Origin of the sequence: Ensifer sp. KUDG1, assembly GCF_050434285.1 — a bacterium.
Taxonomy (GTDB): domain Bacteria; phylum Pseudomonadota; class Alphaproteobacteria; order Rhizobiales; family Rhizobiaceae; genus Ensifer.
In genome coordinates, this window is the sequence record NZ_JBNDIG010000005.1 from 130457 (window position 1) to 153252 (window position 22796).

At 60.3% G+C, this 22796-nt stretch carries 29 protein-coding genes; 6 read left to right on the forward strand and 23 right to left on the reverse strand.

Annotation, left to right across the window (positions count from 1 at the left end; translation table 11 throughout):
• Window positions 1–144 precede the first annotated feature (144 nt).
• Complete coding sequence (ligD, locus tag M2267_RS14945; protein WP_429115171.1) at window positions 145–1155, reverse strand: non-homologous end-joining DNA ligase; 1011 nt, start codon at window positions 1153–1155, stop codon at window positions 145–147.
• A 756-nt stretch (window positions 1156–1911) separates the two neighbouring features.
• On the opposite strand from ligD, the gene M2267_RS14950 reads away from it, so the two are divergent.
• Entirely contained in the window at window positions 1912–2418 is a 507-nt protein-coding gene (locus tag M2267_RS14950; RefSeq protein ID WP_429115468.1) for a thermonuclease family protein, read from the forward strand.
• A gap of 284 nt (window positions 2419–2702) precedes the next feature.
• Window positions 2703–2870 carry a hypothetical protein gene (locus M2267_RS14955; protein WP_429115172.1) on the forward strand — a complete coding sequence of 56 codons (168 nt, stop codon included), beginning with the start codon at window positions 2703–2705 and terminating at the stop codon, window positions 2868–2870.
• A gap of 17 nt (window positions 2871–2887) precedes the next feature.
• Here M2267_RS14955 and M2267_RS14960 read toward each other — a convergent pair whose 3' ends face one another.
• From M2267_RS14960 to M2267_RS14975, 4 genes are read right to left on the reverse strand one after another with little or no spacing between them, the layout of a single operon-like run.
• Window positions 2888–3259, reverse strand: a complete 372-nt coding sequence (locus M2267_RS14960; RefSeq protein ID WP_429115173.1) for a DUF1515 family protein — start codon at window positions 3257–3259, stop codon at window positions 2888–2890.
• Window positions 3259–3498, reverse strand: coding sequence for a hypothetical protein (locus tag M2267_RS14965; RefSeq protein WP_429115174.1), 240 nt, complete (start codon window positions 3496–3498; stop codon window positions 3259–3261). Before M2267_RS14965 ends, M2267_RS14960 begins: the two co-directional genes overlap by 1 nt.
• On the reverse strand, window positions 3383–3619 hold the full coding sequence (locus tag M2267_RS14970; RefSeq protein WP_429115175.1) for a hypothetical protein: 237 nt from the start codon (window positions 3617–3619) through the stop codon (window positions 3383–3385). The genes M2267_RS14965 and M2267_RS14970 overlap by 116 nt, the downstream gene beginning before the upstream one ends.
• Window positions 3619–4584 (reverse strand): peptidoglycan-binding protein, encoded by a 966-nt coding sequence (locus M2267_RS14975; protein WP_429115176.1) that lies wholly within the window; start codon window positions 4582–4584, stop codon window positions 3619–3621. The genes M2267_RS14970 and M2267_RS14975 overlap by 1 nt, the downstream gene beginning before the upstream one ends.
• 180 nt (window positions 4585–4764) lie before the next feature.
• On the opposite strand from M2267_RS14975, the gene M2267_RS14980 reads away from it, so the two are divergent.
• Window positions 4765–5229 carry a hypothetical protein gene (locus M2267_RS14980; protein WP_429115177.1) on the forward strand — a complete coding sequence of 155 codons (465 nt, stop codon included), beginning with the start codon at window positions 4765–4767 and terminating at the stop codon, window positions 5227–5229.
• Between the two features lie 122 nt (window positions 5230–5351).
• Here the strand turns inward: M2267_RS14980 and M2267_RS14985 are convergent, their stop codons facing one another.
• Window positions 5352–6326, reverse strand: coding sequence for a DUF2806 domain-containing protein (locus tag M2267_RS14985; RefSeq protein ID WP_429115178.1), 975 nt, complete (start codon window positions 6324–6326; stop codon window positions 5352–5354).
• Window positions 6327–6543: 217 nt separating this feature from the next.
• On the opposite strand from M2267_RS14985, the gene M2267_RS14990 reads away from it, so the two are divergent.
• On the forward strand, window positions 6544–6915 hold the full coding sequence (locus M2267_RS14990; protein ID WP_429115179.1) for a hypothetical protein: 372 nt from the start codon (window positions 6544–6546) through the stop codon (window positions 6913–6915).
• Here M2267_RS14990 and M2267_RS14995 read toward each other — a convergent pair.
• Window positions 6902–7057: a hypothetical protein gene (locus M2267_RS14995; RefSeq protein WP_429115180.1), complete on the reverse strand. Its 156-nt coding sequence runs from the start codon at window positions 7055–7057 to the stop codon at window positions 6902–6904. The two genes, M2267_RS14990 and M2267_RS14995, sit on opposite strands and share 14 nt — an antisense overlap.
• A 237-nt stretch (window positions 7058–7294) precedes the next feature.
• On the opposite strand from M2267_RS14995, the gene M2267_RS15000 reads away from it, so the two are divergent.
• Complete coding sequence (locus M2267_RS15000) at window positions 7295–8410, forward strand: glycosyltransferase family 61 protein (RefSeq protein ID WP_429115181.1); 1116 nt, start codon at window positions 7295–7297, stop codon at window positions 8408–8410.
• On the opposite strand, the gene M2267_RS15005 is transcribed toward M2267_RS15000, so the two are convergent.
• The 15 genes from M2267_RS15005 to M2267_RS15075 form a co-directional block, all read right to left on the reverse strand.
• Window positions 8407–10869, reverse strand: coding sequence for a hypothetical protein (locus M2267_RS15005; protein WP_429115182.1), 2463 nt, complete (start codon window positions 10867–10869; stop codon window positions 8407–8409). The two genes, M2267_RS15000 and M2267_RS15005, sit on opposite strands and share 4 nt — an antisense overlap.
• Window positions 10870–10935: 66 nt before the next feature.
• Window positions 10936–13005 (reverse strand): hypothetical protein, encoded by a 2070-nt coding sequence (locus tag M2267_RS15010; protein WP_429115183.1) that lies wholly within the window; start codon window positions 13003–13005, stop codon window positions 10936–10938.
• Entirely contained in the window at window positions 13005–13403 is a 399-nt protein-coding gene (locus tag M2267_RS15015; RefSeq protein WP_429115184.1) for a DUF6950 family protein, read from the reverse strand. Before M2267_RS15015 ends, M2267_RS15010 begins: the two co-directional genes overlap by 1 nt.
• 1 nt (window position 13404) lies before the next feature.
• Complete coding sequence (locus tag M2267_RS15020) at window positions 13405–13974, reverse strand: hypothetical protein (protein WP_429115185.1); 570 nt, start codon at window positions 13972–13974, stop codon at window positions 13405–13407.
• Entirely contained in the window at window positions 13971–14678 is a 708-nt protein-coding gene (locus tag M2267_RS15025) for a hypothetical protein (RefSeq protein WP_429115186.1), read from the reverse strand. Before M2267_RS15025 ends, M2267_RS15020 begins: the two co-directional genes overlap by 4 nt.
• Before the next feature lie 2 nt (window positions 14679–14680).
• The gene (locus M2267_RS15030; protein WP_429115187.1) at window positions 14681–16987 is read right to left on the reverse strand and encodes a phage tail length tape measure family protein; all 2307 of its coding nucleotides are present in this window, start codon (window positions 16985–16987) and stop codon (window positions 14681–14683) included.
• Between the two features lie 2 nt (window positions 16988–16989).
• Window positions 16990–17358 carry a phage tail assembly chaperone gene (locus tag M2267_RS15035; protein WP_429115469.1) on the reverse strand — a complete coding sequence of 123 codons (369 nt, stop codon included), beginning with the start codon at window positions 17356–17358 and terminating at the stop codon, window positions 16990–16992.
• Entirely contained in the window at window positions 17358–17774 is a 417-nt protein-coding gene (locus M2267_RS15040; protein WP_429115188.1) for a hypothetical protein, read from the reverse strand. The genes M2267_RS15035 and M2267_RS15040 overlap by 1 nt, the downstream gene beginning before the upstream one ends.
• Before the next feature lie 9 nt (window positions 17775–17783).
• A complete protein-coding gene (locus tag M2267_RS15045) occupies window positions 17784–18275 on the reverse strand; it encodes a phage tail tube protein (RefSeq protein ID WP_192370760.1) in 492 nt (163 codons plus the stop codon).
• A gap of 18 nt (window positions 18276–18293) precedes the next feature.
• On the reverse strand, window positions 18294–18722 hold the full coding sequence (locus M2267_RS15050; RefSeq protein ID WP_429115189.1) for a phage tail terminator-like protein: 429 nt from the start codon (window positions 18720–18722) through the stop codon (window positions 18294–18296).
• Window positions 18723–18929: 207 nt separating this feature from the next.
• Window positions 18930–19376 (reverse strand): HK97 gp10 family phage protein, encoded by a 447-nt coding sequence (locus tag M2267_RS15055; protein WP_429115190.1) that lies wholly within the window; start codon window positions 19374–19376, stop codon window positions 18930–18932.
• The gene (locus M2267_RS15060; RefSeq protein ID WP_429115191.1) at window positions 19376–20413 is read right to left on the reverse strand and encodes a phage minor head protein; all 1038 of its coding nucleotides are present in this window, start codon (window positions 20411–20413) and stop codon (window positions 19376–19378) included. Before M2267_RS15060 ends, M2267_RS15055 begins: the two co-directional genes overlap by 1 nt.
• Window positions 20413–20922, reverse strand: a complete 510-nt coding sequence (locus M2267_RS15065) for a hypothetical protein (protein ID WP_429115192.1) — start codon at window positions 20920–20922, stop codon at window positions 20413–20415. Before M2267_RS15065 ends, M2267_RS15060 begins: the two co-directional genes overlap by 1 nt.
• On the reverse strand, window positions 20919–21284 hold the full coding sequence (locus M2267_RS15070) for a hypothetical protein (RefSeq protein ID WP_429115193.1): 366 nt from the start codon (window positions 21282–21284) through the stop codon (window positions 20919–20921). Before M2267_RS15070 ends, M2267_RS15065 begins: the two co-directional genes overlap by 4 nt.
• The gene (locus M2267_RS15075; RefSeq protein ID WP_429115471.1) at window positions 21284–21778 is read right to left on the reverse strand and encodes a DnaT-like ssDNA-binding protein; all 495 of its coding nucleotides are present in this window, start codon (window positions 21776–21778) and stop codon (window positions 21284–21286) included. The genes M2267_RS15070 and M2267_RS15075 overlap by 1 nt, the downstream gene beginning before the upstream one ends.
• A 96-nt stretch (window positions 21779–21874) precedes the next feature.
• On the opposite strand from M2267_RS15075, the gene M2267_RS15080 reads away from it, so the two are divergent.
• Window positions 21875–22462: a hypothetical protein gene (locus M2267_RS15080; protein WP_429115194.1), complete on the forward strand. Its 588-nt coding sequence runs from the start codon at window positions 21875–21877 to the stop codon at window positions 22460–22462.
• Here M2267_RS15080 and M2267_RS15085 read toward each other — a convergent pair.
• Window positions 22453–22782, reverse strand: a complete 330-nt coding sequence (locus M2267_RS15085; RefSeq protein ID WP_429115195.1) for a hypothetical protein — start codon at window positions 22780–22782, stop codon at window positions 22453–22455. The genes M2267_RS15080 and M2267_RS15085 overlap by 10 nt on opposite strands.
• Window positions 22783–22796 lie beyond the last annotated feature (14 nt).

Below are 22796 nucleotides of genomic sequence, written 5' to 3' on the forward strand. Positions count from 1 at the left end.
TTCGGCCATCAAAGCCGAAGAGGAAAATGGTCGGAGCGGCGGGATTCGAACCCACGACCCCTTGACCCCCAGGAGTGTAGGCTATCCGTTCGAACACCCTGTAGCGTAGGCGGTTGTGCCGTGTCAACACGTCTACTTCGGGATTTATTTCGGGACTCCGTGTCGCGACCCTGCATCCGCGTCCATGCTAAAAAGCGAAAGTTCGCTGTCGTCTCGCTGCTTCACGCCTTTGAACGAAGGGTGGCGCAGCTTACCATCTTGCGTCCATGCGCGATACTCGACCTGAGCGACGAGCAGCGGTTCGGAGAAGATCGCGCCCTTGCGCTTCAATGCGACCGGCGGACGGCTCGCCGGGATCGCATCCAGCACCTTGCGAAGCTCCACCGATTCCTTATTGCTCCATCCTGTACCGCACCCGCCGACGTAGACGAGAGAGTTTCCCTTCCTCGCCGCCAGCAGCAGCCGGCCGATGCCGCCGGGAACCGTCGAGGGCTCATAGCCAACGATCACGAACCAGTCGCGCCGGGCGCATTTGATCTTGAGCCATTCCGGCCGGCGGCCCGAGTGATAGGGCTTGTCCCGCCGTTTTGCGATGATGCCTTCGAGCCCCATCTCGCAAGCGACCTGGAAGAACTCGGCGCCGTCGGCGTGCACTTCCTCCGAGAAGCGTATGGCGCCGGTGCGGCCGGCGACGATCGGCTCGAGAAATTGCCGGCGCTCAGACAACGGCAGCGCGCGCAGATCGCGGCCATCGAGATACAAAAGGTCGAAGGCATAGAAGATGATTTCGTTCGGTTCGTGCAGGCTGGGCTTCCTGCCGACCGCGCGCTGTAGCAGCCCGAAATCTGACCGGCCTTGGTCGTCGAGCACGACGGCTTCGCCATCGATGATCATGGAGGAGTGCCCGAGCTCTCGCGCCTCTGCAACGATCGCCCCGAACTTCTTCGTCCAGTCATAGCCGCCGCGCGTGGTCGCCCTCACCTCACCTGCCTCAACATGGACGGCCAGCCGATAGCCGTCCCACTTAACCTCAAACGCCCAATCAGACCCTTTCGGAGGCTTGTCGACAAGGGTTGCGACGCATGGCTCGACGCGCCGCGGCATCGAGTCCGCAGGCGGTGCTGGTGGCGGTTTCTGCTTCGCTGTTCTGGCCATGCAGTCATTAACGCACAGTTCGGCGAAATCGTCTCATTGACTCTCGCGACCATGAGAACATAGTAAGAACATTCCAATGAGAGTGCCGATCATGAGCGACGAACAAGGCGCGACGAAAAAAGCGACGACAGGTCCATGGGTTCATCTCTGCGAGCATCCAGGATGTTCAGACTGGGGCGGCTGGGGATTTGCCGCCGGCAAGGGACGTTCGCGATGGTACTGCTACGCACACCGCGAAGATGGGGAAACGGGACGTGCCTAAGAACGACGCTTGGTGGCTGTCTGAACTCGTATTCAAGGTGCAGGTCGAGTGTGAATGCGGGCTCAGAAAGCAATACGACGCAAAGTCGCTCCTCGATCGCATTGGTGATCAGTCGATGCCAGGGCTCCTTCCCCGGCTCGCACGCGCAAACGGATGCACAAAGACCGAGAACCAGTTCCGCGATCGCTGCAAGCTTCACTACACCCACGACTTGCCGCCGGAACAACCGCCCTCCCGACGTCTCCGGCCGGCAATAGCGCGGCGCCGGCCGGGAGACCTGAGGAAATCACCTTCGCCAACCTTCCGGAGTGGTACGATCTGTTCTGCCACTGCAAGCGCTGCGGGCGCGTGCGCCGGATAGACCGGCACGAACTCGCTCGGCGCTTCGGCAAAACTCAGTCGATCATGGCACTGGAACGGCGCATGCGTTGCAGGACATGCCGGAACAGCGACGGCAACAAGATCAAAGTCGGGAAATTGAAGCGGTGAGAAGAATGCAAAGTAAATGGATCGCAGCGGCAGCCTACGGGCTGTTAATCGCGTCCATGGCCAACGCCGAAAGCTCGATCGTCGGCCGCGCATCGGTCATCGATGGCGACACGCTCGAAATCAACGGCGAGCGGATTCGACTTCACGGCGTGGATGCGCCGGAGAGCTGGCAGCGCTGTGAGGACGGCGACGGTGCCACATACCGGTGCGGGCGCGAGGCAGCCGCGGCCCTCGACCGGTTTCTCTCTGCCTCAAGACCAGCCCGTTGCGAGTTCGTGGAGCGGGATCGGTATAGCCGCGTCGTGGGCGTCTGCTTTCGCGCCGACGGCGCCAACGTCAATAACTGGCTCGTTGCCAATGGCCACGCGGTCGATTGGCCGCGCTACAGCGATGGTGCCTACGCTGATGCCCAGGCGAGCGCACGCGAACGGAAATTCGGCATATGGCGAGGCGAGTTTCTGGAACCCTGTCAAGCTCGGGCGATTCGGAGTAAGCAACTTCCATCATGCTGATGATGCACCCGGTTGGCAAAGAGGCCGCGTTTTTCGGCCGGCCAGGAACCATTTCAGGTTGCGAGCGTTTACGCTTCGTCCTGATCGTCTCTCTCTTCCGATCGGGATTAAGAGCAGGCTTCGCAACTGTCCCTATGTGATGCCTCGTATAAAGTGCCCCCGGCCTCGTCGCGCCCACGACGAGGCCAATTCTTTTATCCCCTAAGATTTCGCGGGAGCATTTTTGCTCGTTTCGGACCGCCCTGGCTTTTCCTACGCTCCGGAACGAAACAGGAGTACCTGACATGGACGACGATTTAGATCTCTCCGAACTCGAAGATGACGACTTTCATATGCTCTATCTAGCCGCTGCGGCGCTCTCGGCCGAAGGCCGGCGAACGGAAGACGCAATTTGGCTCAGGATCGACGAGGAGGCGCGCCGACGCGGGTGGACCGACGCGACCATGCATTGAGGGGTACTATCGTTCGGTCACCCCTTTCCGACAATTACGAACACAATTCTCCTGATGGCTTCGGCGAAGCTGACGCCGAGCGCCATCGCCGCAATGCCGGTTACGCCGAGCGCGCCGATACCCATCAGTTTCCACCGCTTTACATCGTCGGTGACTGGTTTCATCTCCGAGACGTCCTCGCCGATCGTGGCAACTGATGCCTCGACGTGTCCGACACGGTCAACCAGTTGATCCATGCGCTGATGCACGGCGGCGCGGCTCGTCGCCGCCTTGTCTTCCGCCCGCATCGATCCTTCTTCCAACCGCCGAATAGATTCCTGCAGGCTCCGCATGCCTGCCACCAGCTCGCCAAGCTGACGATGTACCGCCGCATCTTCTGATGGTGCCATTAGCCCCGTTCCCCGTGTTGCGCACATTCCGCCTTCGTCCAGACCGCCGCGGCGCAGATGCCGACGATGGTCCGGTCAATTTTTCGCTGATCTTCCGGCGTCGCCCCTCGCGCGCCGATGAGATCAGTGCCGACCACGCGCCGCAGCCCGTCGACACTTGCCGGCGCCGAAGTCCCACATCCCTGGAGGGCAAAGATCATAGCGAAAGCGGACATCGTCCGCAGTGCGGCCAGCTTCATTGTTCTGCCTTTCGATTGAGGTCCTGACATCGTCACCGCCCTGCCGGTAAAGCCAGGCGAGCGCGGCGGCGATGATCGCGAGAGCGGCCACGGCCGCGATGATCCGAGGCGTGGTGAACATCAAGCCATCCTCTCGACCTGTTTCGCCACGGCCTTCCGATCGGCGTTCTTCCGCCAGTAGAGGAAGCCGGCGATGATGCCGAGCGTGACAATGATGATCATCAGATTCTGCCAGGGAATGCCCGCGAGTGCGGTCAGGATCGAAGCCCCGCCGCCGCTGACGGCCGGAACGAGAACCTCTTTCGACTTCCACCAGGGCGCATCGAGGCTCGGCGGCGTCACCGGAACCGGTACCGGCTTCTCTTCGGTCACCGGTGCGACCTTGACCTCTGGCCTGGCCGCCTCGCCCGGCGTGAGCGCGACCAGCGCCTTGTGCATGGCCGCTCGCGTCTTCGGTCCGACATCACCATCGACATCGAGACGCTGATCAGCCTGGAACTGCCGGACGTTGTCGGCGCGATAGCCGAGGAGAACGAGCGAGATCCGCGCCAAACGGTCGAAGCGATCGGCGAGACCGTTTTTTCCGCCGTTGATCTTCTTCGTGATGGTCTCGGCGTCGCCCTCGTCGGCCCAGCGGTTAATGGCGCGTGTGTCCCAGTAGAACAGGGGCACAAGACCTTCCCAAGGATCGGTGTTGACCGCATCCGGGTCCTTGACAAAGTCCGGGCAGTCGAGGCCGGCGGCTCGGCACCAATCGCGGAACTGGAGATAGTTGTCCTTGCCGGTCAACTGCACGCCGGTGCGGCCGCGGTACAGGTAGCCGTCGCCATCCTTCTCCGGCGTGTTGCCGAGATCGGTGCGGGTGTCGTAGCGCTGCTGTGCCGGCGTCGGGCCCCAGATCTCGCAATCGTACCGAAAGTCGCCGCTCTCGTGCATCAGCTGCGCGAAGTACTGGGCGAGCCGGTGCGGTCGATCCATACCGAACTTGCTGCCGTATTTGTCCAGCGCCACAAGCACGGACGCGAGGTTGCTCTCGTTCGCTTTGCCCTTCGAGGCATCGCGAACCTGCTGAGCGGTAATGCTCATCGGTTACTCCTGATATTGATTTGGGAGGGACACCGCGACGCAATCAGCGCGACACGATGGGGATACGATTCGCCAAGTGCACCTTCGCGGCGCATACTGCGTCCATCGCTGGACACTAAAACGGGCTCCGGCGGCTGGGAGATCATAAGCGCTTTTGCCCTATGTGGAGGAGATTGCGCTATGTTTGGTCGAACGCAGTCCGGATGCATTCTTCCTGAAGGTTTGACAGTCATCGCCACGGCCTTTGAAAAGGTCGTAAGCGCGCGCAACATCGGCCGCGATAGCGACGAGGCCGATTGCCTCGCTCGCCAGGCTGTCAGCCTCTACATGAACGGCACTCGAAACGAATGGGAGCTCGAACTCCGCCTGAGAAATTCCTGCCTGCAGTTTTCCGAGTACGCGCCGCGGCATGACGCCAGCAGCACCGAGGTTCTGGATCTGCTACCCGAACTGTCGACCTGGGCGAGAAGCCTCACGGCATCGCCAGAAGAGGCAACGGTGCTCACCGAACGAACGCTTCAACATGCAATCGACCATATGGCCGAGTTTGTTGAAACGTCGGATGTCCGGGGATGGCTGGTTCGGATTATGGTCGAACTTAAACTAGGTCGCAGCCGACGTCGGGGCACTCACAATAGACTATGACTGGAACGGCAGCTGTGGCCGCCGCAAGGAGGCCGCGCGACTTAGAACCGCCAACGCGCAGCGGCTCTGTTGAAATGATGGCAGCGCGCGGAACAAACGTCAGCGCGCGAGCATACACATCGCTATGGTGAGGGTACGCTGATCCAGCCCCCCACTCTCACCTGCTCACCCTCTGTTGCAAGGATAGGCGCTCGGTAAAGTTCAAGGGGCCTCGGATTGGAATCCCACAGTCCTAAAGCGATTCCGTTGATGTCGGGCTGAATATTTAAAGTCGTCGCAATCTCACGACCCGCTCTGGTGAGCACATAGCATGGAAACTGTGGACTAGTGTTGGGTGGAAATTTCGCCCTGAAAGCCGCGGTTTTCAAGAAAAGATAACCGAAGCCGTCTGGGTCAACTCTCCATAAGTGTGATGATCCAAACTGGCCGTGCATTGCATATATGCCGAAGTCCTGAAGGCTGAAAGACTCTTCGAAGTTCAGCGCCTTTTGAACTGCTGCAACCGGCAACGCTCCGCCAATTGCATATTGCAGGCACTTTTCAACCAGTCGAGCTGTGGTCTTGTCGAAAGTTGAAACGATCTGCAATGTCTTGAGCCCGTAAGATCCTTGCTTTCTGATCTCGCCTGCCAAAATTCTTGCCCATAGGTCACGGAAATCTTCTGAGCTGGCATCCTCCGCATGTCTCTCGAACACGTTCATCCAGTCATCTGTTGGCCCCGGCGCATCCAGTGGTGGGGGATCAATCTTCAAATATCCGACTGTGAGACGAGCCACCCCCTCTCTATTGTCCTGCTTCCTAGACAAATCACCGGCAAAGCGCTCGACCGCGCGATCCACCAATTCGGGTTGTGAAGACGCTGATTTCGCGGCCGCCTCGCCGATAGCTTTCATGGTGGCGCTTCTAGCGTCCTTCTCGTCACGTATAGACTGGGCGTGCTTTTCTAGCCAAGCCGCAGGGATGTCTGCGGCACCGGCGACCAGACGACTTATGGCTTTTCCCGCTGGCCCAGCAATGACCTGCGGCACCCCACCCTCAAATATTTTTGCCAGCGCCCCGATCCATGACGACGGCGACGCGCCAGATTCTTCTGACATTCTTTGCTCCCTAAATTCAGCCAATGGCGATGATCATATTCGGCCATGCCGGAACTGCAATCACAGATACCCCTTTTCGAACTGCTGCACCTCGACACGGATCGCGCTGAGCAGCTGGCTGCGCTGCAGCAAATCCGGAATATTTCTACTTGTAAATGCAAGTCCTGTTATTCAGATTTACCTAAAGTTTTTAGGGATTCGCACAAGGATTAACGGCATGACTAGTTTCGCGACGGAATACATCGCAGCCCCTGACTTCGTTAAGCACGACCACAAAACTTACATGAAACCAAAACGCTATGCTTTGTTCGCATGGCCTCATGGCCGCCCGAAGGGTGGGTGGGAAGATCTGCGCGGCTCCGCCGGTACAAGTGTCGAGGCACTCGCAGGCCTTGAGGAAGGCCAGAGAGAAGACCCAGCTCAATACGCATGCTGGCAGATCATCGACCTGCGGCTCGGCAGGGCGATGGGTTTCGTCAATGAAAGAAGCAGCGGCGGATTGATGCCGCTACATGACGCCGAGGGCGGCCCATACAGGGACGCCGCAGCTAAAGATGTGACACCGCAGGCGGTTCTTAATCGACCTTAACCACCACGCCCAGTTCAGCTTCGTCCTTGTTGAGGGGGTTAATTTCAACCCGATCAACTACGAAGCCGTGCTGTTTGAGCGTCGCGTCACCGTGGGCTTTCTGTGCCTCTTGCAGTTTTTTGACAATATCGCTGATTTTCATGTTCTTTCTCCAATTGGTATGGGTCGCCCAGGCCGAATGAGCCAGGCGCGAAACACTTCATCGGTCAAATGCTGCTGCCACTGGTGTTCACTGATCTGCCCGGAGCGGTAGCATTCGAGGAGTAGTGTGTAATTCATGTTGTGATTTGTCTCTCTGCGTTGCATGGTGCCGGCCATGCAACAGTTACGATATATCCATTCGCCGAACTCTGTGACGCCTGCCGGCGACATGATCAAAATGCCTGAAATTGAAAGGCGCTCTCTTCTCGAAAAGCCGTCAAGCCCGCGGATACACGTGCTTGCGGACAGGCAAACAATCAGGTGGAAGAACCGGCTTATTGAGGAGCTTTCGTTCGGGCCGCATCCCGCCAGAAACGACGTAGGCGAGTACAGCACGGGCCAGTACTACATTGCATCGTTCTCGGATGCGCTCGTTGATATCAAGATGGGATGCGTGGTCGTAAACGGTCGTGACGTTTGGTCAGATTCGGCCACCTTCACGATCATGCACGGCCCTGTAGATCGGTCACCGGCAATTGTTGCGGATGGCGATCAGAGGTTCCTGAACCTGGACGCGCCTCCTCCCCGTTTAGCGATCGACGGCCCAGCCATGATGATAAGCCATTGGGGCTGTCTGCTCGGCAACTATGGTCACTGGATGATGAACTCGCTTCTCCCAGTCGTCATGATGATCGATGAGATCAAGGCCAAGAAGATCGCCCTTATCGTCCCCACGCTCCCGCCGAGGTGGCGCGACGAACTATTGTTGCTCGGCGTTCCAGAAAGCCAGATTGTCGAGACGGCAGATCAATACGTCGTTGTCTCTCACCTGCTTTACCCGTCGACGGTTTCGACGGCCTCCAATAACTACCCGGCGCCGTTCGGGCTCCAGGTCTTTGACGCCGCTCGCCGTGCTGTGGCGCCGTCGCCAGACCTGCCCAGCCCAGAGCTCCTGTATGTGTCCAGAGTGGGGGCGAAGCACTGGCGCACCATGACCAACGAGGCCGAGCTATCCGCCGCCCTGGAGGCGCTGGGCTTCACCGCAATCTATCCACATGACATGACGTGGGCCGAGCAGATCGCGGCGTTCACAAAGGCAAAGGTCATAGTGGGGCAGTTCGGGGCCGCCTTGTGGAGCATCCCCTTCTCGCCGAAAGGGGGTGCACTCATCGAAATCACGACGTCCAACTACGGGAATCATGAGTACGCCGCTGTGGCGAACCTTATGGAGAAGGACGTCATCCTGATAGGCTCAGAGCCCACCTCAATGGTTGCCTCCTATCACTTCGATTTCGAGGCCCCATTGGACAAGGTAATGGATGCGGCCAAAGCCATGGCCGTGCGCTACAGCTAGAGAGCTACCACAGAAAGCTGCGAGGCGTTTGCTGCGACCGTAGCCACGCTGCCGGTAACAGTTGCGACAAGCTGAATAACCACCGTGCCAGACGCGGTAATGTTCAAGATGCCAGCAGCGCTCTGGCCGATGGAAGCAGATGCAGCATAGTCATTCCGCACAGTGGTCGTCCCACCGGTAGCCCCCCAACTCGCAGCGGCGCCACCGCCAAGAATCCTCGACAACTGCGTCAAGAACTGTCCACCAGTGCCGCCCTTGGTTGCCGCGATGTTACCAGTGACCAGATACCGCTCACCCTTGTTGACGGTCAGGGTCACCGTCTGTGCGACAGCGGCCGGCGTTGTATCCGCGAGATTGACCAGTGCGGGGTTTGTTACGTTGGCGATCTGTTTATTGCCGCGCGTGTAGCGGTTGTTCGTGCCAGACGAACTGTCATCGTATTCCTGCACAGTAGCGCCGGGGAACACGCCAAAAGTCAGGAGATCGTCAACGACCGTGTCGTCCGTAGTTCCCGAGAGAATAACCGTCTTCGACGGGTTCACGTGTTTGATGTCCCTAACCACGCAGCGCTTGCTATTCTGGATCACGATACCGTTGAATTGACCACCAGCGCCTGCACTGGCCGACTGATTCTGAAGCTCCATGTGGACGATGCGGCTGTCGTCGCAGTTGTTTAGGAAAATGGAATTGGTGTCCGCGTTCGCGTCGGTCGGTTTGTAGACCAGAATACCGTCAACGACCGATTGTGGGGCGTTCTGAAAACTGATCGCGTTGGTGAAGGCGTAGATATGTCCACCTCTCACGCTCACAAACGGGCGGGTCGTGCTATACGAAGCATAGACGCCGATACCTGCCGCGATAATCTCAGGGTCTCGGATTTTGAGGCCTTCGACTTCGCCGTTTGACGAGATGGCATTGATGCTGTGATCGATTTTCGGAGCGTCAATTAGTTGTTCCGAAGGAACGGAACTCATCGTCGGCGTGGGGTCCCCGAAAATCTTAATCCCGTCCACCATGTTGGAATATATAGAGGGCCCAGTTGCCAAAAGGTTTTTCCGTCCGGTAATTTTCGGACGAATGACCTCAGGTCGGTGGACGTTATTCAACTCAATGCCACGCAACCATCCGGACGCATTTACGTCGTGGCCTCTGCACTCAATGTCCTTGAGTAGGCACCGTGCCATGTTTCTGTTGGTAATGCTGTCGCTCTTGGAGTAGGAGATATTCAACGCAGTACCGGGTTCTTGCCGTATGGTAACCAGCGAAAAACCTTCAAGCGAGGTGGGGTGCTTGTAATCGTCCTGAGTAATCACCAGCCCGTCACCGACGTTGTTAAAGACGACAGATGACGTGCCGAAGCCATCGCCTGTCATCGTAAATGACATGTTGGTCGCGGTGAGGCCGCTCGCGCTGTAGTAGCCCTTTCCGGCCCGCAGCTTCATCGGAACAACAAGCAATTTCGCAGTGGCGATCATCGCATTTAGGGCGGTGGCTGCATTCGTCCCGGTGGTGCCGTTGAAGTCCTGTACAGCCCCGAACATCTCCGGGTTGTAGATGACCTCATCAATTACCCAGTAGCCGCCGTTGGTGTTATCCGTGGCGCCGTCGGGCATGAACCTGTCAAGCGATCGGAAGAACGCCGCAGCCGGGAAACCCGTCAAGCTCGCAAAGCTAATACGGCGATAATTTGCACCACCAACTAGCGTTGCCGGAACAGCGTAGTTTGGATTGTAGAACTGCGTACGAACACGTTTCACGATTGAAGAAATCGTATCTGCTGCCGCCAGCGATACGGACGAATAAATCCGCTGATTAATGCTGTTCGCTGCTGCTACTGCCGCTGCCGCTGCCGCTTCCGCCTGCGCAACAATTGCGGCGCTCACCTGGTCGCTTAGCAGCCGGAACGTGCTGCCCGAAACGATGCCGAGCACGATCATGCCCGCCACGAGACCGCCAGTAGCGACGTTGTTGCCGGTGTTCGTCTTGATCGTAAGCGCAGCGCCACCATTGAAGCTGATCGTCACGGGGCTCGCCGTGTTCGCCTCGAAGATGTTCGTCCAGACGAGCGCAGAGCCACTAACCGGGATGCTCGTGGTCGCCTGGATCGCGTTCGGAGTGCCTGCACCGACGTCGCTCGCGATAATGAACGAGAATGGAAGATCCGCAACGCGGGTCCACGATCCGGCTCCGGAGGCTCCATTCTTGCGGTACACCCCGTTGTTGCCAACCGTCGCGTCGCCGATCACCCACGCCATACTGTTGGCGCCGTGTGCGAGATCCGCATCGAGCGCGGCCTTGCTCGAATAGATCAAACCACCGTTGGAGACGAAGGCGTTGATGATCGCCTCATAGCCAGTGAGCAGGCGACGGATGTCAGCCTTTTTCGGCCGGTTCTTGCCCGATGAAGGCACGCCATCGGTCACGAAGTCGCGGTAAACGGTATTTGCGTTATCGGCCATGCCTATCCCCATGCGAGGCGCTCCGGCGCGGCGCCAGAGCAGAGATTTCAGGAAATGAGAGGTGTCTCAGGTGACGATTGCGGAACCGGTCGCCACTGCAGCAGCCGGGACGCCTGATGCGTTGATCGAGACGATGAAGCCGAAATATGTACCGGCAGCTAGGCCGGAAATCGTTCTTGCGTCGATAGCAGCTGGTGATCCGTATTCCGTCGCGACCAGCGTCGCGCCAGTCATGCTGTTTGTGGTGTTCAGGTAGAGCCTTGCGGCGAAGTAGTTAGCGCTGTTTGGTGCCGTCCACCCGAAACTCACCTGCGCGACACCGCCTGTCAGAGACGGGCTAGTAACGACGCCAGGCGCGACTGGATCGGCCGTCGCCGTGCGGTTCTCGTAGGAAGTGAACTCCGAGCTGTTGCCATTCGACCAAGCACGAAGCCGGAAGCGATACTGCACACCGTCGGATAGATAGCCGGAGCGTACCTGCGTTTCGCCGGGTTTTGATGTCACCGATCGCGGCGGCTCGCTTCCTGAGGTCGGCTGCCACTCCAGTTCGTAGATCAGCGAATCCGAGACGAGATCCCAGGTCGCCGAACCATAGGCCGCGGTCGCGCCTCCGCTGACAACTTCCGTCGCGATCGTCACGTCGAAATTCGTCGGCAGCGGTACGCCTTGCGGCGGGAGCGGCGTTACGCTCGCGCCTGGGGCGCCCTCTTCCGTTGCGGCATTGAAGGCGTATAGGTTGGCCGGCACGACGATGCCGGAAAACTCGATCGTCAGGTTCTTCAGCGAGAGCTTCGGTGTAGCCGTGATCTCGATCACAACTTCCGTGAGCCGTGGCGGGAGATGAACCCGCACGAACCGGCGGTAGGCGACGTTCTTGGCTGCCTCGTAGTGCGCAACGATCGTCACCCGTGGCGCGTTTCGCCGGGTGTACTTCAGCTTCTGCAGTCGGGCCACGTGGTTGTGGCTCTGGATCGCTTGGTTATCGACGGTCACCGTGCGCTCGGTATCTTCGCCGGCATAGGGGTCGCCATAGATCGCCGCATCGACCGTGTTGTACCGGCTCGCTGGATCGGTGAACCGCCCGCGGACGGCGAGGACTGTCGAGGCGCGGCGCTGGTTGACGTCGTGGGTGCATCGGATGATGTCGGCGGCGGTCAAGCGGATATCCGGTTCGACATATTGACCGGCATGCACGCCAATCAGACCGTCAGGACGCTCGAAAACGACGAGCTCGGCCGCCTCGTCCATCAGACGGCCGACCTGCACCGGGTCGTTGTTCGCCCGGAACCAGAAACCGCCGTTGTAGCGCTTCTCGGTCCCGCCGCTGCGGTTCGTCACGTTCTGGTCGGCCACATTGGCAGCGTTGATCCAGTCCGGCAGGTACATGTCGGTATAGCTCAGCTTTCCGCCGACCGGATGGCAGAGGTGCCAGAGACGCATTAGCGGCAGGTTCTGGCTGAAGCCCCACGTGTTGTCATCGCCCGAGTTGTGGCTCGGGTTGCGAGGGTCGAACAGCAATGCGCCATCGATCACCGCCGAGTGTTGCGGCATCTGGTTCGGGAACACCTTGAGGTAGTTCTGGCTGTTAGCCGTAACGCAGCGCATCAGCACCGTGGCAAGCCCGTCGCCGCGGTGGTTGTTGCTCCAAATGGTCGGGAAAGCCGTGACCATGGCTGCATACGCGGTTTCGGCATCGAGACCGAGCCGAGTGTCGATCTTGACGTAATCGTTGCCATTGTAGTGGTAGTTCGACGGGGAGGTGACGACGTCGCCGGTGAGCGTCACCGCATCGTCATGCAGGTAGTGTTGCACGTATCCGTGGATGCGATGGGCAGCCATAATGAGCACGTGATAGGCAACGCCGGCTGCCTCCTCGAGCGTTGCATAATCACTGCCTTTTTTCACCCGCCCGAGAGCGAAGGTGAGCGGCGGAACCGGCTGCTTCAGATTATAGCTGCCATCTTCCGGCTTCGGAACGGAGGGCTTCTGCACGAACAGACCTTGCAGAGCCTGTGCACCGAACGCGAGGCCGGCATAGGCGAGCGCATATGTGCCCAGGTAGAGCAAGTTCGCGCCGACGACGGAAGTAGCCACCGACGAAATGATAAGCGCGGTCAGTTCGATCACACCAGGCATCAGATCATCCAGATTGCGAGCGGCATCGCCACCATTGGGCCGATGCTATTCTTGAAACGCACCAGCCAGCGCTCTCCATCGTGGATCGCGCCGAACTGGCGGTGAATATTGGTAGGCGAGCCGATGACGCCGATCGCGCCGCAAGAAGGCCTCTGGATACGCTTTCCGCCGATCCGGCCAGCGCAGTCCGCCACCAGCGGCACGACCCCGCGGGCGCGGTCAACGATCAGGCGAAACCCGTCGTCGCTGTCATAGGTCCCGCGCAGATGGGCCGCTGGGTCCGTATGGCCCAGCCAGAGCGCCCAGGACGCAAGGAAGAGGCAGCAATCAACATCGACGCCGGGGCGCCACGGCTTCTCGCCGTAAGCGCGGAGGAATTCGCGAAGCGCCTGCTCCATGTCACCAGTTCGGCCACCGGATCGTGTTGTCGATCTGAAGCGGGATGCGCTCGCAAAACCGATCCGGAGAAGCGCTTGGATTGAGGACCTTCGACCGGGCCTTCTGGTCGACGTCGGAAAGTACCGCTCCATTCGTCAGCGTACGCAGCGTGAAGCGGTTCGTGATCTCGACGGTGATCGTCGAGAGGATCTGATCAGCGGCCGCGGCGTCGTCGAAGATGATGTCGTCGATGGTGCCAGTGAACTTGATATCCGGCGAGCCAACCGGCTGGTCAAACTCGTCGCAGTCCTGGATGAGGATTCGGACCCTCGTTCCGATCACCTCCCCGGCTTGATAATCCGACCAGATGACGTTCGAAAGCTCCTGGTCGATGCCTGAGAGCGCCAGCGCCAGCGTGAAGGCTTCCGCATTGATGGCGAGTTCGATCTGGTCCAGCGCTGATTCTGTCAGCACGCACGGTCGCCAGATGTTCCCATCGAGGTCGATGAATAGCCCGCCCGACCCATCCCAGAGCCGGATGACTTTCGACGGGAAGTCGAGTTGAGCAAGTACACGCAGAGACTTGATCATGAGGCCACCTGCGAAGCCCAATAGTCGGTGGCCTCGACGAAGCTCAACGAGCGCTGCTCGAACTCGATCGAGTTGACGCCGGCATCCATGCCGCGATCGTCGGCAAGACGGCAGAGGCAAGTCGGCTCGTCGAATTCCAGATCGCTACCAGCGGGGATCAGCGCCCGCACAGCGGGCGAAATCGGAAGTGTCCAGATATCGCCATCGACCGATATTACCGGCCCCGTCTTGTACAGGGCATGCTCATAAGAGAAGCGGACGCCGACCAGATCGGAGGCCGCGTTGATGATGCGCATGCGGATTGTGGTGGCACCGATCGGCGTAACGCCGTCGCTGACGACCGAAATCGCCCCCTGCTGATACTCAGTGTCATCGTCGAATGGCGCGTCGTCATCGTGCGGGACCAGCCCGACCGGCTCGAACTCGCTGGAAACGTAGGGCGCCGTGTCACGCGACCACGCCGGGACTGCGATCAGCCCGGCGCGGCCGCCGAGCTTCTGGCCGATGGCCTCCCAGGTTCGGCGCTGTGCCATGCTAAAGGTCGCGACGTCGACGAGATCGATCGCCCAATAGCCGAGATCGGTCCTGGTCGCCGGTTCAACGCCGCCTAGAGACCGCCCACCGGAGCGTGTGAACGGGACAATGTTCGGCCGGCACTCCTCAGGGGTGAGGAGTTCAGCCGGCCACACGAGAATGTCAGCCATGCTCAACTGGTCCTGTAGTCGCCGCCCGCGGTATCACGCTGATACTTGGCCATTGCTGCGGGGGCTGTTTCATTTGCCCTGGTCACGGATGCCGCCACGATCTGCGGCGACGCTTCCTTGATCTTCTGGCCGGATACCTCGCCTGCCACCTCGGTCATGACCGGCACAAGATTGCCGTTCCTGACCTCGTTGATAGTCCGAACGACGATGACGCCGCCGTTCTGAGGCGCCGGCTGCATCGGAGTGACATAGCCACCTGACTGATAGCCGTTGCCATTGGCAGCGCTGTGCATGCGCTCAAGGTTGCCGATGCCTATCTTCTTCGTGGCCCTGGCATTGAAGACATATTCCTGGCCGTGAACGATGCCGGCCGCCCTGCCCGTCGCGCCGCTACCGGTATAACCGCCCGATCGGAAGCCGAAGATCTTGCCGATACCGCCGAGCAGACCGCCAAGGAGGCCTCCTCCGCCGCCGCCCGAAGAAGCATTGCCGGCGGAGAACAGCGCGTTAACGAGCTCGTCCTCCACCTTGCTGATGATCTTGTCGAGAACGTTCAGCGCCGCCTTGCCGAAGGACTGCCAGAGCCCCTCACCATTCGCGAGACCGGAGCGGAGATCGGAAAGGAAGCCCTTCGTCGCGTCTTTCGCGAAATCGAGGGCTTCCTTTGCCTGCTTCGTCGCGATCTCGGTCGCGGCCATCTGCTGAGCGAGTCCGGACAGTTCCGCCTTCTGCGACGCCGTAAGCTCTATGCCCTTCTGCTGCGCCTGGTTGAGGAGATCGGTCTCGTATTTCAGGGCGGCAGCCGATTGCTCGGTCATGCCGAGCGCTTCCTGCTCCGCCTTCAGGGATGCGATGCGGCGGTTAGCGCCGTCGACGATGTCCGAATACTTCTCGGCCTCTGTCTTGCCGCCGCCCCCGCCCTTTTTCTTGGACTTATCGTCGACCGTGGTCAGGTCCTTGGCGAGTTCCTTCAGTTTGGTCGAGGCAGCCGAAGCGCCCTTGGTGACGGCGGTCCCTATGGTACCGAGGTAATCGGCAGTTAGGTCTTCCTGCAGCGTTTTGTTGCGCGCGCGGACAGCGCCGGCCAATCGGCCCGCTGCCTCATTCGCGATCTCATCCAGTTGCGGCGCTTCGATGAAGTTGCTGAGGCCGCTCGTGTTGCCAAGGATCTTCTCGACGTCCATGCCGGTGCCAACTGCCGCGCCGGTCTTGAAGACGGTCTGCACACTGCGGATCAGCCCGTTGATCGCGTTCACGCTCGCCGAGACGATCGCGTTGACTGCTTTAATCGCCATGTTCGCTGCGCCGATGGCAGCTGCGCCGATCACATCGGGGAACTGGGCCCAGAGGAATTCGAGGTCGTGGAACGCCGCGACGAAAGCACCGATGACGAGGTTCGCCCCATCCTTCGCCGAGCCGACGATGTCGACGCCGAAGATCTGGGTGAGTTCATCCCGGAAGACGTTCGCTGCGGCAACTGCCGCTACCATACCCAGCACGAGCGCGCCGGCAGGGTTCGCGGCTGCCATGGATGCAGCAGCACCGATCGCAGCGACGGACAGACGCCCGAGAAGAGCGATCAGGCCTATGACACCACCTATGATGGCCGGAGCATAGAGCAGCGCGAGGCCCGCCGCTGCTGCGGCCGCATATGGGGCAATCACGACGAGCCCATTGGCGAGCATGGTCAGCGCCGAAGCTGCCAGCTTGCTCCAGTTCACCATCTGAAGACCGGCAGCCGCCAAGGCTACGACAGCGATCGTCACCAAGCTGACGGGAGAGATTACGGACAGGAAAGCCTCGCCCAGCGCCCTTACCGCGCCAGAGGCACCCATTGGGCCCAGAACGGCGCTGATCTGCGTACCCTGCTGCAGAGCGATCTGTAGCGGGTTCATCGACATCGCGGCAGATACCCCGATGTCCTGGAACTGGGCCGCGAGGTTGCCGACGTTCATCGACGCCGCGCTCATATGCTTCTTGTTGTCGTTGGCCGCGCCATTGAGCTTGTTCACAGCACCAGCCGCCTTCAGAGCAGCGGCCGATTCAGCATCCAATGCCCCTGCCGCCGCAAGCGCTGCGGCAGCCGCCTTCTCCTGGGCGGAAGCGAACTGCCCCATTGCATTGCGCAGACGACCGGCCTTGTCAGTCCAAAGACCCATAGAGGCCGCGGCCTTTTCAGTTGCGCCGGTCAGCGAACCGGCTGCAACCTCAGCGCGCTTTGCCGCGCCGGTGAGCTTGTCGAGCTTGCTGGTGGCCTGGTCAACGCCGGTCGTTTTGGCCTCAATACCGAGGGAAGCCAGTTCGGTCATGATCAATCCCCCGAGCGCTTAACGACGCGGCGATTTCTCGCCGCCCCGCGTATCCGTAGCTTCGCCTCTGCGACATCAGCCTCCGTTGTCTGACGGTGCTGAACGTCTGGCTTGCCGGTCTTGTTGATGATGGAGAGGGCCACCTGATCCATTCGGCGGATCACGGACAGCTCCCAAGGATTGATGGCCGCTCCGGTGAGGCGGCAGAAGGATTCTATCTCACCGAAGCTGATGGGGTTGGCCGCAAAGCCGGACTGCCGGCTGTTATGTAGTTCGACGAACCAATCCCAGATATGGAGGCCGAAGACCGGTTCTTCGGGAGGGGGATCATTCTTGCGCCGAGGCGCGAAGTGCGCAGCCGCAAAGGCGATTAAGTCCTCTGCGACCGCTTCGTAAAATTCGCGTCCTCGTCGGCGGCCTTGTCGACTTGCTCGGCGATGAAGAAATACCGAGGATCCGAGATGATCTGCATAATGTTCTCGGGCGTGCATTCGACCGGCGTCTTATCCCGGGTCATATTCCAGGATACGATCGAAGCCGCGACGATCTCATTCGTGCGCTCTTCGACTTCCTCGACGGTCCCTACCTTCTTCGGGTTCTTCTTGTTCTCCCGGATGGCAGAGTTCCCGAGGCGCCGCTGCACCCGTTTTACCCGCTCCGAACGATACGAGACGATATCAATTACAAGGCCGGTCTTTTCGCCGTTGATCGGGTGGAGAATTTCGAGCGGGAATGCCTGCTCGAAATCGAACGCGATTTCCTTGTCGAACTTGGCAAGATCGAACATGAGTACTCCTTAGATAACAGCCGGGTCGACGGTGAGGATCTCGGTGTTGATACCGACGTTGAAGGTGCGGCGAAGCACGTTGTCGCCGGCGCCTACCTGCTTGCGGGCCGACATGACGAGACCGCGGAAGTAGTCGACGCTGTTCGAATAGGTGGCGTCCGGCGCGTCCTCGTACTCGACCTTGAAGTTGTAGAGGAACTTCGTTTGCTCAGCCGCACGCAGCGCCTGCTGGCCGGCGTCGAGGGGATCGTCGCCGACGACGAGCGCCAGTGTGCCGGCATCGCGCGCACCCTTCAGGTGGCGGACACGGCTATCGGACAGAGACTGGAAGGTCACGTCGGCGGATTCATCGCCGATCTCGCCGCCGTCCTCGACTTCTTTGATCTCGACCCATGGCAGGGCTTCGAAGGCAGCGATGGCGGCTGCATCGCCGCTGGCATACGGAATTGCGGTGGTGCCGCCGATGAAATAGCGAGCCCCAGTGGCCGTGGTGATCGTCATGGGAATGTTTCCTTGCTGTTAGGCTGCGAAGGTTTCGTAGGAAATGGTCACAGGGACCATCAGGGAGCCGTTGGCTGGCGGGAGCGGGATTGCATAGGGTTTGCGATTGACCTTCACCTTCACGCCGCTCTCGTAGAGGATCAGGTCTTTCGGGAAATGTGCGACGATCTGGTCGGCGCGCTGCAGCGGTATGATGATGCCGGTACCGCTGCTGAAATGAACGTTGACTTGCATAATGCCGCGATGTTGCTGGCGCCCTGGGCCGACGGTACGGGGCCGGGTCGGGCTCGGCAGAAACACCACCTCGAGATAATCCTTTGGCTTCGTCTGCCCCGCTGGCGGGAACGGGACGAACGGCCCGGCGATCGCTTGCGCCGGGGTGAAGGTCAGCGTCTGCAAACGAGTGATGAGCGCGAGCCAGATGTTGGCTTCCACACCTGTTGGCATTCGTGTAATCCTTCCCGGCGATGGCCGATAAGCTTTCCGACGATCAGGTCTACGAACGTCTGCATGCTGCCTACCTCGCCTTGGGCCGGGAGGACGGCGAGACCGTGAGAGGCGATACCGCTCTGAAAGCGGCACGACGGGCCTTGCTGCTGCTGCAGATGGGCCATGTGGCTGCCCAAGACAGCGGCTCCGATGAGAACCGGGCGATTAGAGCCCGAGACGACGCTTCAACTCCGACGCCTTCTGATTGACGATGCCCTGCCACTGCTGGGCCGCGCTACGGACGAACGCGTCGGGCGCCTGGCCATTCGCGCCGAACTCGCGGTGAACTGCGTATCCGGCGGTGAAGCCGACATAGATCGTGTCGTTGACGTCGGCGCCGAGAATGACGGCCTCGATCTGACCGAAGTCGAACGCGTAGTTTTGACCGGCGACGGGGCCAGACTGGCTTTTGATCGTCGGCATCGCCGTAGTTGACGCCAACGCCGAGGCGCGAAGGAAGCCGGTATCCACCCGCATCCGCCCGCCGGCTCCCGTCGGCTTCAGCATCTCCTCTGTGACGTCGTGCACCGATTCCTTGAAGACAGCTTCTACGGCGCCCGGGACCTTCTCTGCGAAGGCCGCAACGGTGGCACTGAACGATAGCTTCGCCATCAGACAGCCTCGGCACGAAAACGGCGCACGACGCCTCCGATATGGTCGATCTTGTATTCCAACCTGCACCGGCAGCCGGAAATCTCGCTGACCGGCGCGCGCGGGTCGCCCGGGTATCGGAGGAGCGCTCCGGACGGGCTTTGAAACACTTCGTCGATGCCGACCGAATTGCCGTTCAAGACGCGGTGTGTGTGACGAACGCGGCTGTCGCCAGCATCCCGCCAAATCTTTTCGACGTCCTGCGCCTGTACCTTGCCTGCCTCGATCTGCTGGCGGATCGCTTCGTCGCGTGCAGAGCCGAGCGCCATCATGGTTTCGGTGCGCGCCAACATCTCGCCGCGGAGAAGCAGGTTCTTGTCGCGCAGTCGCCCGATGACCTTCGCGAGCGCGTCGCCGGTGATCGGCTTGCCCTCCCGCATGGCCGCCGCAATCGAGCGATCGAACCGCTTGTCGCGGGTCTTGAGCTCGAAATACTGCTTCATCAACTCCGGATCGCCGGAGGCAAGATTTAAGCGGGCGCGCTCTATGAACGCGATCTGATGGCGCGTCAGCCCGATGACGCCGCCCTCACGCTGCTTGCTCACCCTATTGACGCGGCCGACAACGTCGAGCGCCGTCGAGCGAGGGTTGGCGCCTCTGGCAAGACCTGCTTCCAACGCCTGCCGGATGCCCTGCCGCTGATCGTCGGTGATGTGCGTGACCATCGTCGACGACAGTTCCCGCAAGATCGCCTCGGCGGCCGGGTTGCGGACCCCAAAGCGCCAGATGACGCGGTTGCCTTGCGGGTCCGCTACCTTCGGGAGTTCAGCAACAGCATTCGTGCCGCCGGCGTTGAAGGCCTCCTGCAGGGCGATTTCCAGAGCCGAGAATGCCTCTGGCTCGATCTGCATAGCCTCGATCGCCCCGCTGATGTCGCCACGCTCAAGCCGCTCGATGACGCGTGCAAGGACGATGGACGAGCGGATCTCGTCGAAGGCCTCACGGAACGCGGCAGCAAGCCTTGGCTCGAAAGTGGCAAGGAGCGTGTCGAAGTTCATCAGGCGGAGCGGCCCAGGATCGCGATCGTGTACTTGTTCGAGGCGCCGGCCGCATTCGTGATGCGAAGGATGTCGCCGGTGGACGGCGTGACAGCAGCCAGCCCATCAGCATCCGGCGAGCCAATCGCATACCAGCCGCCCGGGCAGATGGTGGCAACGGCAGCCGTGTAGCCGGGAACGCCGCTGGTGCTGCCGCCGATGGTGAGGTCCGTCGTGTTCGGCGCGCCGTCCTTGCCTTCATTCTTGATCAGGATCGCGACGACCTCGGCCATGACAATCGAGGCGCCGAGCGCGTCAACCAGCGAGCCGGCGACGTCGATATCGTCGTTCGCGCCCGAGGCGACGGTGCGCTCGGCGACGTAGGCCAGATTGACCTTATTGGCCGTGGTACCGTTGGCAAGCGCCTTGGAGAAGGCAGTGGCCGCCGACCAGAACGGGCCAGACGAAAAGGCATTGCTCCCAGCCTGAGACACGGACAGGGACATGTCGAACTTGGCGCTGACGGTCATTGCGGAATCCTTCCTTGGACGATGAAGACGACAGCGGTGATGCCGTCGTATTTGTTTGGGTCGCCATTCACGATGGCGTAGTCGATACCGTTGGCGGTGACGACGTCGCCGACGGTTGGCTCAATCGCCAACCCGACCGACGAGATGCAGATCTGCATGTCGCCGGCCTTGATCGTGGTGCCGTCGATGTAGCGAGCCTCATAGGCCATCGGGACGAGCGTGGCCGGGTACGGCATGGGCACAGGTTCGCCGCCCAGGATCGGATCGGGTGGCGTAAGGCGGGTGACGACTCCAGACTGACCGAACTCCTCAATGAGCTCGTGGGCCGTCGCCTGCATCTCTGCATAGTCGAAGGTAGCCATCAGCAGCCAACCGACATGATGCCGACGCAAACGAGGCTGTCGTCGCGCAGGAACGGCGCCAACATGCCATCGACGATCGAAATGATGGGAGTGAGGTCCGAGCCCGTCTCGCTGTCGTCTGACGCTGCCTGGTATTCGACCTCAAGCTGGCCGACCTTCTTCCGCTTCACGCGGGTAGCGCCTGAACCAACGACCGACAGGCTGCCGGGCTTCGTCGCTTCCTGGTAGGCCGCATAGTATGATGCGTTGATAACCGCAGCGGGCACGACATCGGACGGGATCAGCTTCCCGCTCACGATGGCGCCTTCGCGCGGCCACTGGCGTTCCTGCGCTGCGTCGGCAATCACGCCGACAAACCGACTGCCGTAAACGGCATCGATATACTGGCTGCCGCGCTGCCGAAGAACGGCGGCTGTCGGTGAGCCGGAAGGCAGCTGATAGCCATTGTCATCCAACCACTGCTGAAAGACAGAATCGGTGCCATATCCAGCCATTTCAATCTCGCTTTCTATGGGGTACAAATAGCGAACCCGCCAAGCGCGCCAACGCTCGACGGGTCCTAACCAAGCCAACCTTTCCAGGAGGTCGAAATGGCTAACCCTCGTCTATGCTCAATCCCAAACTGCGGCAAGCCCAAGCACAAAGGTGGGCTATGCAGCGCTCATTCGAAACGGTTAATGCGGCACAACTCCCTGGAGCCGCTTGTCAGCCGAAAAGGCGCCAAACACGAATGGCTGTGCGAGCATGTCGACTATGACGGCGACGGCTGCTTAATCTTTCCGTTCAAACTCAGCCCCAAAGGGCGAGGTGTCTTCACCTTAGACGGCAATAAAATCTTCGCGTCCGTCTTCATGTGCGAGCTAGTTCATGGTCCCCGCCCGTCACCACGTCACGAGGCTGCGCACTCTTGCGGGAAAGGTCACGAAGGCTGTGTTCATCCTAAGCACCTGCGATGGGCGACGTTCGAAGAGAACAAGGCCGACATGGTGACCCATGGCACCGCGATGCGGGGTGAAAACCATCGGCTTCACAAGCTGACTGAAGACCAAGCCCGAGAGATCCGAGCCGCTAAGGGCAAACTCTCCCGGGCATATTTGGCCAGCCACTACGGCGTTTCGACATCAACGGTAGACGCCATCCACGCCGGACGTAACTGGGGGTGGGTTCCTCAGGACTGAGGGGCCGTTGCCAGGTCTTCGAGAGCGGCGATGATCTCGTCCTTCTTCGCCGGCGTCTTGTCGCCGAGAAGCTTGGTAGCCGCTGCCTTGAAGGTCATGAACTGGACGTTCTGGTCCTTCGCCATTTCCAGAACTTCGGCTGCCGTCTTGGTGTCACCGTCACCGGTGCCCGTCACGAAGTCCTTGTTCTTGCCGCCGCCGGAAATGACCTCGTACCGGCCAACCCAGCCCTTCGGCTCTTCCTTGACGTCAAGTTCGGTACCGACGGCAATCTCGCCGTCCTTGCCGAAGATGCCGCCGCGCGTGATGCGGATTTTCATCGGATGTTCTCCAA

Bases quoted from the DNA above. Each gene is read 5' to 3' on its own strand.
- ligD (WP_429115171.1), bottom strand. From the start codon at position 1,155: ATGGCCAGAACAGCGAAGCAGAAACCGCCACCAGCACCGCCTGCGGAC.
- M2267_RS14950 (WP_429115468.1), top strand. From the start codon at position 1,912: ATGCAAAGTAAATGGATCGCAGCGGCAGCCTACGGGCTGTTAATCGCG.
- M2267_RS14955 (WP_429115172.1), top strand. From the start codon at position 2,703: ATGGACGACGATTTAGATCTCTCCGAACTCGAAGATGACGACTTTCAT.
- M2267_RS14960 (WP_429115173.1), bottom strand. From the start codon at position 3,259: ATGGCACCATCAGAAGATGCGGCGGTACATCGTCAGCTTGGCGAGCTG.
- M2267_RS14965 (WP_429115174.1), bottom strand. From the start codon at position 3,498: ATGAAGCTGGCCGCACTGCGGACGATGTCCGCTTTCGCTATGATCTTT.
- M2267_RS14970 (WP_429115175.1), bottom strand. From the start codon at position 3,619: ATGTTCACCACGCCTCGGATCATCGCGGCCGTGGCCGCTCTCGCGATC.
- M2267_RS14975 (WP_429115176.1), bottom strand. From the start codon at position 4,584: ATGAGCATTACCGCTCAGCAGGTTCGCGATGCCTCGAAGGGCAAAGCG.
- M2267_RS14980 (WP_429115177.1), top strand. From the start codon at position 4,765: ATGTTTGGTCGAACGCAGTCCGGATGCATTCTTCCTGAAGGTTTGACA.
- M2267_RS14985 (WP_429115178.1), bottom strand. From the start codon at position 6,326: ATGTCAGAAGAATCTGGCGCGTCGCCGTCGTCATGGATCGGGGCGCTG.
- M2267_RS14990 (WP_429115179.1), top strand. From the start codon at position 6,544: ATGACTAGTTTCGCGACGGAATACATCGCAGCCCCTGACTTCGTTAAG.
- M2267_RS14995 (WP_429115180.1), bottom strand. From the start codon at position 7,057: ATGAAAATCAGCGATATTGTCAAAAAACTGCAAGAGGCACAGAAAGCC.
- M2267_RS15000 (WP_429115181.1), top strand. From the start codon at position 7,295: ATGCCTGAAATTGAAAGGCGCTCTCTTCTCGAAAAGCCGTCAAGCCCG.
- M2267_RS15005 (WP_429115182.1), bottom strand. From the start codon at position 10,869: ATGGCCGATAACGCAAATACCGTTTACCGCGACTTCGTGACCGATGGC.
- M2267_RS15010 (WP_429115183.1), bottom strand. From the start codon at position 13,005: ATGCCTGGTGTGATCGAACTGACCGCGCTTATCATTTCGTCGGTGGCT.
- M2267_RS15015 (WP_429115184.1), bottom strand. From the start codon at position 13,403: ATGGAGCAGGCGCTTCGCGAATTCCTCCGCGCTTACGGCGAGAAGCCG.
- M2267_RS15020 (WP_429115185.1), bottom strand. From the start codon at position 13,974: ATGATCAAGTCTCTGCGTGTACTTGCTCAACTCGACTTCCCGTCGAAA.
- M2267_RS15025 (WP_429115186.1), bottom strand. From the start codon at position 14,678: ATGGCTGACATTCTCGTGTGGCCGGCTGAACTCCTCACCCCTGAGGAG.
- M2267_RS15030 (WP_429115187.1), bottom strand. From the start codon at position 16,987: ATGACCGAACTGGCTTCCCTCGGTATTGAGGCCAAAACGACCGGCGTT.
- M2267_RS15040 (WP_429115188.1), bottom strand. From the start codon at position 17,774: ATGTTCGATCTTGCCAAGTTCGACAAGGAAATCGCGTTCGATTTCGAG.
- M2267_RS15045 (WP_192370760.1), bottom strand. From the start codon at position 18,275: ATGACGATCACCACGGCCACTGGGGCTCGCTATTTCATCGGCGGCACC.
- M2267_RS15050 (WP_429115189.1), bottom strand. From the start codon at position 18,722: ATGCCAACAGGTGTGGAAGCCAACATCTGGCTCGCGCTCATCACTCGT.
- M2267_RS15055 (WP_429115190.1), bottom strand. From the start codon at position 19,376: ATGGCGAAGCTATCGTTCAGTGCCACCGTTGCGGCCTTCGCAGAGAAG.
- M2267_RS15060 (WP_429115191.1), bottom strand. From the start codon at position 20,413: ATGAACTTCGACACGCTCCTTGCCACTTTCGAGCCAAGGCTTGCTGCC.
- M2267_RS15065 (WP_429115192.1), bottom strand. From the start codon at position 20,922: ATGACCGTCAGCGCCAAGTTCGACATGTCCCTGTCCGTGTCTCAGGCT.
- M2267_RS15070 (WP_429115193.1), bottom strand. From the start codon at position 21,284: ATGGCTACCTTCGACTATGCAGAGATGCAGGCGACGGCCCACGAGCTC.
- M2267_RS15075 (WP_429115471.1), bottom strand. From the start codon at position 21,778: ATGGCTGGATATGGCACCGATTCTGTCTTTCAGCAGTGGTTGGATGAC.
- M2267_RS15080 (WP_429115194.1), top strand. From the start codon at position 21,875: ATGGCTAACCCTCGTCTATGCTCAATCCCAAACTGCGGCAAGCCCAAG.
- M2267_RS15085 (WP_429115195.1), bottom strand. From the start codon at position 22,782: ATGAAAATCCGCATCACGCGCGGCGGCATCTTCGGCAAGGACGGCGAG.